The organism is Roseobacter sp. SK209-2-6 (assembly GCF_000169455.1).
Lineage (GTDB): Bacteria > Pseudomonadota > Alphaproteobacteria > Rhodobacterales > Rhodobacteraceae > Pseudophaeobacter.
In genome coordinates this window covers 61,805-75,657 of the sequence record NZ_AAYC01000003.1, presented here as the reverse complement: position 1 = coordinate 75,657, position 13,853 = coordinate 61,805, and the positions used below count along the sequence as shown (strand labels likewise).

Annotated in this window: 12 protein-coding genes; 8 read left to right on the top strand and 4 right to left on the bottom strand. The window is 59.6% G+C overall.

Going from position 1 to position 13,853, the window contains the following annotated elements; all coding sequences use genetic code 11:
- The first annotated feature begins 8 nt into the window (after window positions 1-8).
- A complete protein-coding gene (locus RSK20926_RS06065) occupies window positions 9-929 on the top strand; it encodes an ABC transporter permease (protein ID WP_008205123.1) in 921 nt (306 codons plus the stop codon).
- On the top strand, window positions 926-2,203 hold the full coding sequence (locus RSK20926_RS06060) for an ABC transporter permease (protein ID WP_008205122.1): 1,278 nt from the start codon (window positions 926-928) through the stop codon (window positions 2,201-2,203). The genes RSK20926_RS06065 and RSK20926_RS06060 overlap by 4 nt, the downstream gene beginning before the upstream one ends.
- An 833-nt stretch (window positions 2,204-3,036) precedes the next feature.
- On the opposite strand, the gene RSK20926_RS06050 is transcribed toward RSK20926_RS06060, so the two are convergent.
- The gene (locus RSK20926_RS06050) at window positions 3,037-5,487 is read right to left on the bottom strand and encodes a GcvT family protein (protein ID WP_008205119.1); all 2,451 of its coding nucleotides are present in this window, start codon (window positions 5,485-5,487) and stop codon (window positions 3,037-3,039) included.
- 98 nt (window positions 5,488-5,585) lie between these two features.
- Between RSK20926_RS06050 and RSK20926_RS06045 the strand changes: the two genes are divergently transcribed.
- Complete coding sequence (locus RSK20926_RS06045) at window positions 5,586-6,515, top strand: LysR substrate-binding domain-containing protein (protein WP_008205116.1); 930 nt, start codon at window positions 5,586-5,588, stop codon at window positions 6,513-6,515.
- A gap of 1 nt (window position 6,516) precedes the next feature.
- Here the strand turns inward: RSK20926_RS06045 and RSK20926_RS06040 are convergent, their stop codons facing one another.
- From RSK20926_RS06040 to RSK20926_RS06030, 3 genes are all read right to left on the bottom strand, one after another.
- A complete protein-coding gene (locus tag RSK20926_RS06040) occupies window positions 6,517-7,278 on the bottom strand; it encodes a maleate cis-trans isomerase family protein (protein WP_008205115.1) in 762 nt (253 codons plus the stop codon).
- A gap of 103 nt (window positions 7,279-7,381) precedes the next feature.
- The gene (locus RSK20926_RS06035; RefSeq protein ID WP_008205114.1) at window positions 7,382-7,954 is read right to left on the bottom strand and encodes a UbiX family flavin prenyltransferase; all 573 of its coding nucleotides are present in this window, start codon (window positions 7,952-7,954) and stop codon (window positions 7,382-7,384) included.
- Window positions 7,951-9,459 carry a UbiD family decarboxylase gene (locus RSK20926_RS06030; RefSeq protein WP_008205113.1) on the bottom strand — a complete coding sequence of 503 codons (1,509 nt, stop codon included), beginning with the start codon at window positions 9,457-9,459 and terminating at the stop codon, window positions 7,951-7,953. The genes RSK20926_RS06035 and RSK20926_RS06030 overlap by 4 nt, the downstream gene beginning before the upstream one ends.
- 149 nt (window positions 9,460-9,608) lie before the next feature.
- Between RSK20926_RS06030 and ubiT the strand changes: the two genes are divergently transcribed.
- The 5 genes from ubiT to RSK20926_RS06005 are packed head-to-tail and all read left to right on the top strand — an operon-like array spanning window position 9,609 to window position 13,852.
- Complete coding sequence (gene ubiT / locus RSK20926_RS06025) at window positions 9,609-10,169, top strand: ubiquinone anaerobic biosynthesis accessory factor UbiT (RefSeq protein WP_232281856.1); 561 nt, start codon at window positions 9,609-9,611, stop codon at window positions 10,167-10,169.
- Window positions 10,169-11,146, top strand: a complete 978-nt coding sequence (ubiU, locus tag RSK20926_RS06020) for a ubiquinone anaerobic biosynthesis protein UbiU (protein ID WP_008205111.1) — start codon at window positions 10,169-10,171, stop codon at window positions 11,144-11,146. The genes ubiT and ubiU overlap by 1 nt, the downstream gene beginning before the upstream one ends.
- Window positions 11,147-11,149: 3 nt before the next feature.
- The gene (gene ubiV / locus RSK20926_RS06015; RefSeq protein WP_008205110.1) at window positions 11,150-12,055 is read left to right on the top strand and encodes a ubiquinone anaerobic biosynthesis protein UbiV; all 906 of its coding nucleotides are present in this window, start codon (window positions 11,150-11,152) and stop codon (window positions 12,053-12,055) included.
- Between the two features lie 14 nt (window positions 12,056-12,069).
- Window positions 12,070-13,305, top strand: coding sequence for an NnrS family protein (locus RSK20926_RS06010; protein WP_008205109.1), 1,236 nt, complete (start codon window positions 12,070-12,072; stop codon window positions 13,303-13,305).
- 40 nt (window positions 13,306-13,345) lie between these two features.
- Window positions 13,346-13,852, top strand: coding sequence for a DUF2478 domain-containing protein (locus RSK20926_RS06005; RefSeq protein WP_008205108.1), 507 nt, complete (start codon window positions 13,346-13,348; stop codon window positions 13,850-13,852).
- The last annotated feature ends 1 nt before the right edge of the window (window position 13,853 follow it).

Here is a 13,853-nt window from a genome sequence, read left to right as displayed (position 1 = left end):
ACCGTTACATGCCCCGTTTCCTGAAGGAATTCTTCACGCGCAACGGTGTCGGGATTGGCTCTTTGATGCTGGGCCTGGTTCTGTTCTGGACCATTGGCCTCATCATCCTGCCACAGCTCTCGATGCTCGACTTTTCGTTCCGGCCGAACCTGCCACCGCCAGAGGTTGGCGGCCCAAAGGATGTCTATACGCTGGAGAACTACAAATACCTGATCTTTGGCCCCGAGGGCGGTGGTCAGGCCTTTAACGCGGTGGACCTCAAGGTCTTCTTCCGCACCCTGGTGGCCGCGGTCTGCGTCACCGTCTTCAACCTGATCCTGTGCTATCCGATCGCCTATTACCTGGCCCAGAGTAAGGGTAATCACATTCGCATCTTTGCGCTGATGCTGATCATCCCCTATTGGATCAACGAGATCCTACGTGCCTTTGCCCTGCGCATCATCTTTGGTGAGACCGGGGTGCTGAACACGCTCCTGGTGGGCAGCGGTGTCTTTGACACGCCCTTTGACTTCATCCGCAACGATATCGCGCTCTATGCAGGCCTGGGTTACGCCTATATCCTGTTGATGATCTTCCCGATCTACAATGTGATCGAGAGTCTGGACCGCAATCAGATCGAAGCGGCGCGGGATATGGGAGCCAGCTGGCCGATGATCCACCGCCGGGTGGTGATCCCCTATGCCAAGCCGGGGATCAGCTCTGGCTGCACCATGGTCTTCATGCTCTCGGCTGGCGCGCTGGCGGCACCACAGATCCTGGGCGGGCCCTCGTCGCTCTGGTTCACCCAGCTGATCTACCAGCAATTCAACGACAACTCTGACTGGCCACAGGGGGCAGCCTATGCGGTGGTGCTGCTGGTGACCTGTATCCTCCTGGTGCTTGCCATCATGCGCCTGTTCAAAGTCAATATGGGAGATATCGGCAAATGAAGAACTTCTCCTTCATGCGGCTGAGCCTCTGGTTCTACCTGGCGATCTTCTTCGCCTATCTCCTGGGGCCACTGGTGATCATGTCGGTCACTGCCTTCAACTCCCCGGGCTTCCCGCGGATGACGCCCTGGGAATGCCTGACCTTTGAATGGTTCGGAGCCCTGTTCAGCGATGAGCGGATCCTCAACGGGATCTGGAACTCGATCCTGGTGGGCTTTGGCACCGTAATCCTCTCCGTTTCCATGGGGCTGGCAGGTGCGCTGATGCTGACCCAGATCTGGCCCAAACTGCGCGCCACCTATTACACGGTGATCATCGCGCCGATCCTCATCCCTGGGGTGGTTCTCGGCATCTCGACCCTGGTGTTCTGGGACCGGATCAACCGGATGCTGGGCCTGGGGGCGGATAGTTTCCTGTCCAACGGGCTGTTCCTGACCATCATTGGTCAGTCCACCTTTATCGCCAGCTACTGCATGCTGGTGCTGGTGGCGCGTCTGCAGCGCTATGATATCGCGCTGACAGAGGCGGCTCTGGACCTGGGCGCAACCCATGCGCAGGCCTTCCGCAAGGTGCTCTTGCCCTTCATGAAGCCTGCCATTGCCTCTGCGGCGGTGCTGGCCTTCCTGGCGAGTTTTGAGAACTACAACACCACCACCTTCACCTTTGGCGAATATCCAACCCTGACCATCGAGCTGGCGCAGAAGGTGCGCTACGGTATCACGCCCGCGATCTCGGCCCTGGCCTTTATCATCGTGGTGCTGACGGTCTTTGCAGCGCTCGCCAATGAGGCCAATCTGCGCCGCAAGGAACTGGTCGCAAAGGCGCGCAAAGAAGCAACCGTGGAAGAGCTTTCCTCCGGTCGCATCCGCATGCCAGGCTTCCTCAGCTCCAACTGGGCTGCTGTTGCGCTGGTGGTTGTGGCCTGTGCCACGGTTGTGGTGGTCGGAACCGCAACGGTCTACAGCCCGCAGCAATGTATCGCCGATGTGCAGGAGCAAAAGCGCCTGGAAACCGAGGAGCGGATCAACGAGCTGCGCCGCCAACGCGACCTGCGCCGTCAGCAGCAGCAGGAAGCCGAACAGGGCAATGCCGCTGAACCAAACCAGTCGCAGCCAACTGGCAATAACTCAGGCTTCGGAAATGTTTTTGCCCCAAGCGCTTTGTCCGGCGAGGAGGAAGAGGCATCCGAAGCGGAGGAGGCGCCATCTGGTAACAACTCCGGATTTGGCAATGTCTTTGACCCCGGTAGCCTAAACTCCGGTCAAGACAACTAGGGTCGGCATCTTAAGAAAAGAAAACTGCCCGGACCATCTGTCCGGGCAGTTTTTTTGACGGGGGGCAGCGCGTGAGAAAGCGCAGGACCTCTAGTGCATTTTCGGCCGGGTCTTTGACCGGGAAGAATACCTGCTCTATCCGGCCAGCAACCAGCAACCAGCAACAACGTGATCCTCTTCAGCAGGGTCATTCCACCAGCCTCAAATCTTGGCAGCCCGATCGCATCCGCGAGCGCATGATCCTGGTCGGACAACAGGGCAAAGGCAGTTCTAACCTGCGCACCGCCTCTTGTTGGTAGGTGCTGCCCTGTGTTGAGAGACCAAAGACAGTTGTCGCCCCCGCAGCGAGAAGAGCCTCATGCTGTTCTGCAAACCCTTTGGACTGTGGTGTGCAGCCTCGCGCGCCGGTTGGCATAGATCACCGTGGTGCCCTTTTTTCTGGCAGGGATGATCTCATCGCCATTTGTGGAAAACTGCGGTAGGTCGGGCAGGGACTTTCCGGTGAGATGGGTAAACTTTTTTTGTTTCAGTCATCTGTGTCTCTCTGCACGATCCTGAAGCTAGATCGTGCAGAGAGACACATGATGCAATTTTTTCAAGCAATTTTTCAATTATCGAAAAAACTCCTACCGCTTGAAACTAAGGCAGAGTTCTAATTTCACACGGTGCCCTAAGGTCAGGACTAATGGGTCCTGGCCCTATGGTTGTTTCTTGCTGTTGCTGACAATGGTGTCTGAATGCCGCAGGTTAGCCAACCAGAATACCAATTGGAAAATGTCATCTCTGGCACCCAGAGACTGAACAGGTATCGGAGCAATCAACTAATGCCGGTGTCAGCTGCGCATGCGGCTGCCTTCGGCGTCATATAGGGGCGCGCCCTGAACCTCCGCCGGGTAGAAATCACCCAGAATTTCCACTTCCAGTTCAGTTCCTGGCGCGCTGTGTTCCGCCGAGACATAGCCCATCGCCATGCTTTTCTGGATATGATGGGCATAGCCTCCAGAAGAGATGTAACCGACCGCCTGGCCCTCTTTCAGGATGGCTTCGTCGTTAGAGACGTCGATACCAGCAACATCGATGGTGAGGGCCACCAACTTTCGGGTAGCACCGGCATCGCGCGCTTTGAGCGTAGCCTCCCTGCCGATGAAGTCCTTGTTCCAGTTGATAAAGGCATCCATGCCGCTTTCCACTGCGTCGAAATCGGGGCGAAAATCGAGCGTCCAAACGCCCCAGCCCTTTTCCAGACGCATCGACATCAGCGCGCGGGCTCCATACCAGCGGTAGCCCAGGTCAGCTCCTGCCTCTTCAATGGCTTCTGCAAGACGCAAGAGATATTGCGGTTTGCAATAGATCTCATAGCCCAGCTCACCCGAGAAGCTGATCCGGTTCAGGAGCACTGGCACGCCGCCAACGAAAGTTTGGCGCAGATCGCGGAACTTAAAGGCCCCAGCTGAGACGTCATCGCGGGAGATCCGCTGCAGCAGGTCGCGCGACTTGGGACCAGACAGGGCAATACCGTGCCAATCATCAGAGACATTTTGATAGGCCACGTCGGCTGGCAGATCTTTTTCGAACCAGCGTCGGTGAGCTTCCTGCATCGCACCAGATCCAAAGAGCATGAAATGCTCTTCGCCCAAGCAGGCAACCGTCAGATCCCCGTATAGTTTCCCTTTGGGGGTGAGCATTGGCGTCAGTGTGAGGCGGCCAGGCTTGGGCACATAGCCAGCCAGTACCCGGTCCAGATAGGCCCGTGCGCCTGCGCCTTTGAACTCATGTTTGGCAAAATTCGCGATCTCAATGCCGCCCACGGCTTCGCGCACGGCTTTGACCTCCCGCGCGACATAGTCATGGGAGCGGTTGCGTTCGAATGTGGGATCTTCCCATGCGTCTTCCGGACTATCCGCAAACCAGAGCGCATTTTCCAGGCCAAAGCCCTGTCCCATACGCGCACCCTTGGCCACCAACCGATCATAAAGTGCAGTGGTCTTTTGGACGCGACCCTTTGGCAAGGTCTCATTGGGGAAGGTCATGACAAAGCGGCGTTCGTAGTTCTCGGTCGATTTGACGGTGCCCCAATCAGGGGTGGCCCAATCGCCAAAGCGCGCTACATCCATGGCCCAGACGTCGATTGAGGGTTCGCCGTCGATCATCCATTCTGCCATGGTGAGGCCGACGCCGCCCCCCTGACAGAAGCCGGCCATGACGCCCACGGCGCACCAGTAGTTCTTCATGCCCGGAACCGGGCCTATCATCGGGTTGCCATCGGGGCCAAAGGTGAAGGGACCGTTGATGGCCTGACGAATACCTGTCTCTGCCAGGGCTGGAATGCGTTCAAAGGCAAATTCCAACCGATCCGCGATCTGATCGAGATTGGGCTGCAGCAACTCGTGACCAAAATCCCAAGGCGTGCCTTCAACCTTCCAGGGGGTTCCGCGCTGCTCATAGGTGCCCAGGAGGAGACCTTTGCGTTCCTGGCGGAAATAGATGTTGGCCTCATAGTCGATACCGCAGGGCAGTTGGGTCGAGCTGGCGGCGATTTCGGGAATGTCCTCGGTCAGCAGATAGTGATGCTCCATCGGTTGCACGGGGATGTTCAGCCCCTGCATATGGCCAACCTCCCGCGCCCAGAGCCCACCGCAGTTGACGATGTGTTCGGCGTTGATCACGCCCCTGGGGGTGGTCACGTCCCAGCTGCCATCAGCACGCTGGCGAGTTGCCGTGACCGGTGTATGGGTGAAGTACTGTGCCCCATGAGCGCGCGCGGATTTGGCAAAGGCATAGGTGGCGCCCGATGGGTCCAAATCACCATCCTGATCATCCCAGAGGGCCGCATAGTAGTGCTTTGGATCGATCAGTGGATGCCGTTCGGCCACTTCCTGCGGAGAGATGAACTCCTGATGCAGGCCCATGTAGCGGGCCTTGGAGCGTTCCCGTTTCAGGTAATCATACCAGGTCTTGTTCGAGGCTAGGTAGAAGCCGCCGGTCATATGTAGCCCGACTGAATGGCCAGAGGTTTCTTCGATCTCTTTGTAAAGATCGATAGTATAGCCCTGCAGGCGCGAGATATTTGGATCAGAGCTGATCGTGTGGATCTGTCCTGCCGCGTGCCAAGAAGACCCTGATGTCAGCTCGTCCCGCTCCAGTAGCACCGCATCCTTCCAGCCGAATTTGGCCAGGTGGAACAGGATAGAACAACCAACAACGCCGCCGCCAATCACGACGACCTTGGCATGGCTGGGCAATTTCTTGGTGCTGGGGGCTTCCGCTTGTTGAACTTCGGGCATGAACAGGCCTCTTGATGTCTGGGGTTTGCATAAGTCTACACCCAGGTTTCACCCCCTGTGACGCTTGAAAAATGCGATCATTTGGATAATTTGAATTTATGCAAGAGCTGTGGAAACTCGTCACCTCACCCCGCCATCTGATCGTATTCGAAGCGGCGGCCCGTCTGGGATCATTCACCAGAGCGGCGGAAGAGCTGAACGTGCAGCAACCTGCGGTCAGTGCATCGGTCAAACAGCTGGAGCTCTCGCTGGGGGTGCAGCTCTTCCTGCGCAGCCACAAGAAGGTGGTGCTTACCGCTGCGGGGCAGCGGCTCTTTGCGGATGTGGCTCGGGCGTTGGAACAACTGCTGGTCTCTGCCCGCTCGGTGCAGCAACTGGCGCGACGGGATTATGTGACGCTGAATGCCTCTTCGGCTTTCAACAATTACTGGATGATGCCCCGTTTGGCGGACCTACATGCAGCACATCCCGGAATCGACCTGCGCTTGCAATCCAGTGACCGAGAGCCGGATATCGATGCTGAGAACATCAGCCTTGCGGTGCGCCGCGGGGATGGAAATTGGCCAGGTTGTGAGGCAGAGCTGATTGCACAAGAGGCGATTTACCCGGTTGCGGCGCCCCGCCTGGTGTCCGGGTTGTCGGCGGATTTCACGCTCTCGGATCTGCCTTTGCAACGTCTGATCCACCTAGAAGAGCCGATCCGAGACCGGCCGACCTGGCAGCAATGGTTCGGGCACTTTGGCCTGACCGGGCTGCCACTGGAGGGTGGGTTGCGGCTGAATGACTATGCCTTGGTTTTGCAGGCCGCCATGGCGGGCGAAGGCTTTGCCTTTGGTTGGAAACATGTGACCGACCCGCTGGTGACCCAGGGCCTCTTAGCTGCGAAGCGGGATTGGGTCTGGGAGAGCGGTCGAGGCTTCTATCTGGTTTGGTCGCGCAAAAGCCCATTGGGACCAGAGGCAGAAAAGGTGCGCGACTGGATCTTGGATAGGGTCCAGGCCGATATGGCGGCAAAAAGCGAGAGGTGAGTCAGCTTGCTGGTAGTGGCCGGGAAAACAACTGCCCAGGCGCATCTTCCGCTAGCGGCGCATCCCCAAGCTGCGCCATATGCCAGGCCAAGGCCTGATTGCTGCTGATGACTGGCTTGCCCAGGCGCGCTTCCAAATCCTCGATGATGTCCAGCGTGCGCAGGTTGGTACAGCTGAGGAAAACAGCGTCAGTTTCCGGATCGGAGCCAACCTCCATCGCTGCGGCATGGATTGAGGCAGGGTCAATGCGGGCCACATTGGCCTCGACCTCTTCGCCAAAAGAAACCATGGCGAGAACCCGGTAGCCGGCGGCCTCAAAGGTCTCCCGCATAGGGCCTGAAACAGTGTCTATATAGGGGGAAACCAGCCCGATCGATTTGAGATCAAGTGCGGCAAAGGCGGTCAACGTCGCTGTCAGCGGCTGCGCCACATGGCGGGTGTTCACAGCACTCTGGACCAGTTCGCGGACCCGGTCGATGCCGATCAGCGTGGTGCCCGAGGTGCAGCCATAGGCAACCGCGTCATAGTCCGCAGCCTGCGGCAGCAGGGCTGCCGCTGCGGGCAGGTCGCGGCCCATCTGGGCGATGGTCTCCGGGGTCAGCGCGGCGCCCGAGGGGATCCGGTTCACATAGATTGCCACATCGCGAGCCGGGAAAAGACGGCGGAAATCCTGCTCAATCGTCTCATCCACTTGCAGCGCGATGAGGCCAATGGTGGCAGCGCTGCCGATGGGGCCAGTTAGGCGGTAGGGATAGTGGCTCATGTCTTCGGCTCCCGCGAGTGAACATCTCGATTGCCCCAAGAAGGGACGGGCGGGACCATCGCCGGCAAAGCGCCATCCTGCAAGAGGGAAGATGCTCCGATCTTTATTCGCTCCAGGCGTCGGCCAGCGGCGGGGCGATGCGCAACAGGTCGATCGCTCGGGCTGCGATCTGATCCACAATGGCCTCAGCGCTTTCGGGCTTAAGGTAGAAGGCCGGGACGGGTGGCAGTAAAATGCCTCCCAGCTCCGTCGCAGAGGTCATGTTCCGAAGATGCGCCAGAGTCAGGGGGGCTTCCCGCGGCAAGAGTACCAGGGGGCGGCGCTCCTTCAGCTGCACCCCGGCCGCGCGGGTCAGGAGGTTGTCGTCCAGCCCGTGGGCAATGGCCGCCAGGGAGCGCATAGAGCAGGGCGCGACGATCATGCCTGCCAACGGGACTGAGCCAGAGGCGATGCTGGCGCCTACATTGGCGATGTCATGATGGCGGCTGCACAGTGACTCCAGCTGGTCAAAGGCTTCGGGACCGCATTCCTCAGCCAGGGTGCGGCGGGCGGCATTGCTGGCGACCAGATCGGTTTCGGCGCCCAGGTCGCGCAATTGACGGGCCACGGAGAGCGCAAGGGCCGCACCGGAGGCACCGGCCACGCCCAGCACCACGCGGGGGGTAGCGCCGCTCATGCTTGCAAGCCGGGCAGGACCCGCGACAGCAGATCTGAAGCAAAAGCCTCGTCCTTGGGATCCATGTGCATGACCGCGCCCCAATCACGATGGGTCTCGGACCCGATCTTGATGGTGGCATCAATGCCCATCTTACCGGCCAGGCCGGGCTCGGGGGAGGCGAAATCCAGATAGTCCATCGGCGTATTCTCCAGCATCATCACATCACGACCGGGGTCCATCCGGGTGGCCAGCGCCCAGGCGATATCGTCCCAATTTCCGGGGTTGATGTCATCGTCCACAACGATCACCATCTTGGTATAGCTGAACTGCGGCAGCATACCCCAGAGCCCCATCATCACCCGGCGCGCCTGACCGGGGTAGCGTTTGTCGATACTGACCACGGCGATGCGGTAGGAACAGGCGGCAGGCGGCAGCCAAAGGTCGCGGATCTCGGGGATCTGCGCGCGGATCGTGGGCAGGGCCAGCCTGTTGAAGACTTCGCCAATGATGGCCGGCTCATCCGGCGGGCGGCCGGTATAGGTCGAAAGATAAAGCGGATCCCGCCGCTGGGTGAGGGCGGTGACCTCGATGACCGGGAAGGGCTCTGCCTTATTGTAATAGCCGGTGTGGTCGCCAAAGGGGCCTTCCGGTGCAGTCTCATCCGGGGAGACCCAGCCCTCGATCACCATCTCTGCTTCGGCAGGCACCAGGAGGGGCACGGTTTTGGCAGGCACCAGCCGCGCCCGCATGCCGTTGAGCGCGCCGGCGAATGTCAGTTCCGAATGGGTTTCTGGCAGCGGCAGGGCCGAGGATAGAAGCGTGGCGGGATCGGCCCCTAGCACAATGGCAACCGGGGTCTTCTCACCCGCCTGGGTCCAGCTGCGGTGATGGGCTGCGCCGCCACGATGGGGCAGCCAGCGCATGATGGCGCGGTCACAGCTCAGAACTTGGATGCGGTAGATGCCGGCGTTGTAGCGGTTCACATCTTCCTGCGCTGTCCCATGGGGGCGGGTGACCACTACGGGCCAAGTGAGCAGCGGCCCGGCGTCGCCTGGCCAATGGGTCTGTACCGGCAGCCGGGTCAGATCCAGATCGGGACCCTCCAGAACCTCTTCCTGTACCGGGGCGCTCTTCACCAGTTTGGGCCGCGCCGCCAGGGCGGTTTTCAGCATCGGCCAGCGCGACAGCGCATCGCGCATTCCCTCTGGCGGGCTGGGCGATTTCAGCGCGGCCAGAAAGGCACCCAGTTCCTCTAGCCCGTCCAGCGGCACCCCCAGTCCCGCAGCTACCCGTTCGGGGGTGCCAAAGAGATTGGTGATGACCGCTGCCTTTGCCCGGCTTCCATCTGGCAGGATCGGGTGGTCAAAGCGCAGCACCGGCCCGCCTGCTTCCAGCACCTGCCGGTGCACGGCGGTCATCTGATGGCGGGTAGAGACCGGATCGGCAATGCACAAAAACTGCTCCCGCGCGGCGCACCAGTCAAGAAAGCTGCGAAGGGTCGGGAAACTGGGAAACTGGCGCATGGGGTGGATCTTTCGCGTATGGTCCTGCGCTGGTAGCGGAAAAAAACTTTGCTGGAATTGACGCGGGTCAATTTTCTGAACTTGGCCTCATTTTAGGAAGGCGGTTAGCCGAGCAGTTTTTTTGGAAACGCGTGAAAGGACCAGCCGCCTTGACCGAGCCACAGCCTGAGTTCCGCCCGGATGCGGAAATTCCCAGGTTCCCGCGCCTTGCTGCGCGCCTCCTGGGACGGATGCCGCTATTGCCGCTCTCCCTGACCTTGACCGCTTATGCCCGCCGCATAGCCAAGAGTCATCCGGGTCTGTTTCGCCGCCTGGGCGAACATGACCATGCAGAATTCGTTCTGGATCCGACGGACCTGCCCTTTGTGATCTGTCTCGCACCCAATGGCGGAGAGCCCAAAGTGCGGCTGCAGCGGGGCCGCGGCAATGGTACTGCCCGCATTGCCGGGCCTCTGGCGGCGCTTCTGGGGCTGGTGCATGGCGCCTTTGATGGCGATGCGCTGTTCTTCTCTCGAGATCTGGTGATCGAAGGCGATACTGCTGCCGCCCTTGCCTTGCGCAATGCTGTTGATGATGCGGAGTTGGACCTGGCCGAAGAGCTCTCGCAGATGTCCGGGCCCTGGAAGGCCCATATTGCCCGCGCTCTTGCCTTTGCGCAGCGCCGCACAGGCGTCCATTTGACCCGTCCAGAAGAGATTCACCTATGGTAATGGAAATTGTTTGCCCTGCTGGTACGCCGGCGGCTCTGCGGGCTGCGGTCAAAGCCGGAGCGCATACGGTTTATTGCGGTTTCAACGATGAAACCAATGCCCGCAACTTCCCTGGCCTGAACTTTGACCGGGCAGAGATGGCCGAAGGCGTGGCCTTTGCCCATTCCCATGGCTCCAAGGTCTTGGTCGCGATCAACACCTTTCCCCGCGCCGGAGCCGAAGATATCTGGCACCGGGCGGTTGATGACGCCTCGGCAGCGGGCGCTGATGCGGTGATCCTGGCGGACCTTGGCCTTCTGGCATATGCGGCGGAAAATCACACGGGCATCCGCCGCCACCTTTCGGTCCAGGCAGCAGCTGCTAATGCCGATGTGATCAACTTTTATGCCGAGACGTTTGGTGTGAAACGCGTGGTGCTGCCGCGGGTGCTTTCGGTGCCGGAAATCGCGGCGATAAACGCCGAGACGGAAGTGGAGACCGAAGTCTTCGTCTTTGGTGGGCTTTGCGTGATGGCCGAGGGGCGCTGCTCGCTTTCGTCTTACGCAACGGGCCTGTCGCCGAATATGAATGGGGTCTGTTCTCCGGCTAGCCACGTGGAATACCAGGAAGAAGGCGGCGAACTCGATGCACGCCTGGGCGGCTATACCATTCACCGTGTTGGCAAGGACGAACCCGCCCCCTACCCAACCCTCTGCAAGGGCTGCTTTTCGGTGGACAGCAAAAAGGGGCACCTCTTTGAGGATCCGGTGAGCCTCAATGCTGAGCAATTGATCCCGCAGCTGCAAAAGGCCGGCGTTACCGCGCTCAAGATCGAAGGCCGCCAGCGCTCACGATCTTATGTGGCGCAGGTGGTGCGTAATTTCCGCGCGGCCGTGGACGCGTTGGAGGCCGGTCAGCCCCTGCCTGTTGGCATGCTGGCGCGGCTCTCGGAAGGTCAACAGATGACCACTGGCGCCTACAAAAAGACCTGGAGGTAACCCATGGAACTGACCGTTGCGCCCTCGCAATTCTTCTGGGCCGCCGAGGAGTGGGAGAGGTTCTATCAGGATCTGGCTACGGCCCCGGTGGAACGTGTGGTTCTAGGAGAGCTGGTGTGCTCCAAGCGCTTGCCCTTCTATCAGGACTGGATTCCTGCTGCGGTTGAAACTCTGCAGTCGGCGGGAAAAGAAGTCCTGCTGACCAGCTTGGCGCTGATCACCCTGAAGCGCGAGCGCAAGCAGAATGCGCAGCTGGCGGATATGGGCGTCGAGATCGAGATCAATGATCTGACCGCGCTCTCCTATCTGCCCGAAGGCGCACGTTTCTCAGTTGGACCGCTGATCAATACCTATAATGAAAGCACCTTGCGCTGGCTGGCCTCGCGCGGGGCTGCGCGGATCTGCCTGCCACCGGAGTTGCCGCTGGACTCTGTCACCGCGCTGGCCAAGGCCGGATCGGAATGCGGCGTTGCGGTAGAGGTTTGGGGTCATGGCCGGATACCGCTGGCGATCTCTGGCCGGTGTTATCATGCGCGTCTGCACGGGCGCACTAAGGACAATTGCCAATTCGCTTGTGAAGACGATCCGGACGGGCTCGAAGTGCGCACCCTGGAGGGTAAACCCTTTCTTTCCATGAACGGGGTGCAGACACTTTCCGATAGCTACGCCTGCGCGGACTACCAGATCGAGGATCTGAAAGCCGCTGGCGTTTCCGCCCTGCGTCTTTCCCCCCAATCCAAAGGGTTTGGCGAAATCTGTACACTCTATCGGCAACGCCTGCAGGGGACACTTCCGGTTGGGACACTGTCCGCCAAGGCTATTGCACAGGGCGAGGGCATTCGACTGAGTGACGGTTTCCTGAAAGGGGAAACCGGAGTGTCCTGGTCGGGCAGTCAACCAGCGGCCTAGGATTGCAGGCATCAATGGCGGACAATGTGAGCCTAAATCAGGGGGATTTCCAGATCTGGGCCGCACCGCATCGCGTGCTTTTTCCGGCCTCTTACCTCTGTGCGGTCTATGCTATCGCTTGCTGGCCCCTTGCCGCCTTTTTTGATTTCACCCTACCCAGTAGACTTGATCCGGGCCTATGGCATGTACATGAAATGCTCTTTGGCTTTGGCGGTGCGGCGCTGGGCGGCTATCTGTTGACGGCTCTGCCGAGCTGGACAGGTGGCGGGCCGCTGATCTACGGTGCGCCACTGAAGATATTGATGAGCCTTTGGGGGCTTGGACGCCTATCTGCGATCTTTGCAGACCATTTGTGGCCCTGGTTGATGATTGGCACCTCAATCGGTTTTTTCCTGTTTCTGGCTGTTTTGCTTCTCCAGCCGCTGCTCGCAGCACGAGCCTATGCAAAATTGGGGTTCGCCGCCTTTCCCTTGGTGCTGGGCTTCCTGCAACTCTGGCTGCTTCGCTCTATCTTGTCAGGGGATCCATGGCTCGCGATGGAGTATGGTCACCTCGCGCTCTTGTGCTTTCTGGGATTAATAATCCTGATTGGTGGCCGTGCAGTGCCAGCTTTCACCCGCAACGCTCTCGCGCTTGATGGGGATGACGCGCCGGTCCGAAATGACATTGCTCCACGTGCCACCGCCATTTTTATCTGGGCTTTGTTAACTCTAGTCACTTTCTTGCAATGGCAAGAGCCCCAAGCTGCACTGCAACTCCTCTTGGGCCTAGCTCTGCTCTGGAGCATGCGGCACTGGCAAACCTGTCGGGCGTTGCGCTCAATGTTATTAATCGGTCTGCATTTTGCCTATCTTTGGCTACCAACCGGATTGCTCTTGCTTGGTGGCACTGGCCTGGCGGCTCAGTTTTCTGATCTGGAGATGCCGCCACTTCGGGACCTGCTGCATGGGCTGAGTATCGGCGCGATGAGCCTGATGATCATGGCGATTTCTGGCCGTGCAGCTGCCCGTCACCCAGATGGCAGGATGCAGGCCACGGGTGGCTTCTGCATCGGGTTTGCTATGGTTTGGCTCTCTGCCGCTTTGCGTCTCCTGGCGGGGTTTGTCCCAGATCATGGCGAGGGCTTGATCTATCTGTCAGCAGGGGCTTGGTGTTTGGGCTGGCTGATCTTCCTTTGGGGATTTCTGCCTGCGCTGCGCGGCCCGGTTCAACGGCCAATCCTCAGTGGAAAACGGTACGAAAGCCCGTAAACACCCCGGAATAGACCCTAGTTTTGCAAAGGAAGGCGTTATGAAAATCGCATCTCTCAGTTCTGAAAAGCGCGGTGAGACCGACCGCCTTCTGTCCCAATTAGCCGGGAATTTGCAGGCCGAGGGGCACCAGCTGGCGGGCATCGTCAAAGATGAGAGCTATGAAGGGACTGCGGCCAATGGATGCGATATGCGGGTGCGGGTTCTGTCCAGTGGCAATATCATCCAGATTACCCAGAACCTTGGTGCGGGCTCCGACGCCTGCCGGCTGGACCCCAGCGCCATCACCGAGGCGGTGCGTCAGGTGGAGGCCGAGCCGCTTGATGGGGTTGAGCTGTTTGTCCTGAATAAATTCGGACCCGAAGAATGTGCGGGCCGTGGCTTCTGCGCGGTGATTGGTCAGGCCATTGAGACGGGTATCCCGGTTCTGGTTGGCGTTGGGCTTGCCTCACGGGAGAAGTTTGAGGCGTTTGCTGGCGGGCTTGCTGAGGCGCTTCCGGATGAGGAAACAGCACTCAAGGCCTGGTGCCAAGAGGCGATGTATTGAA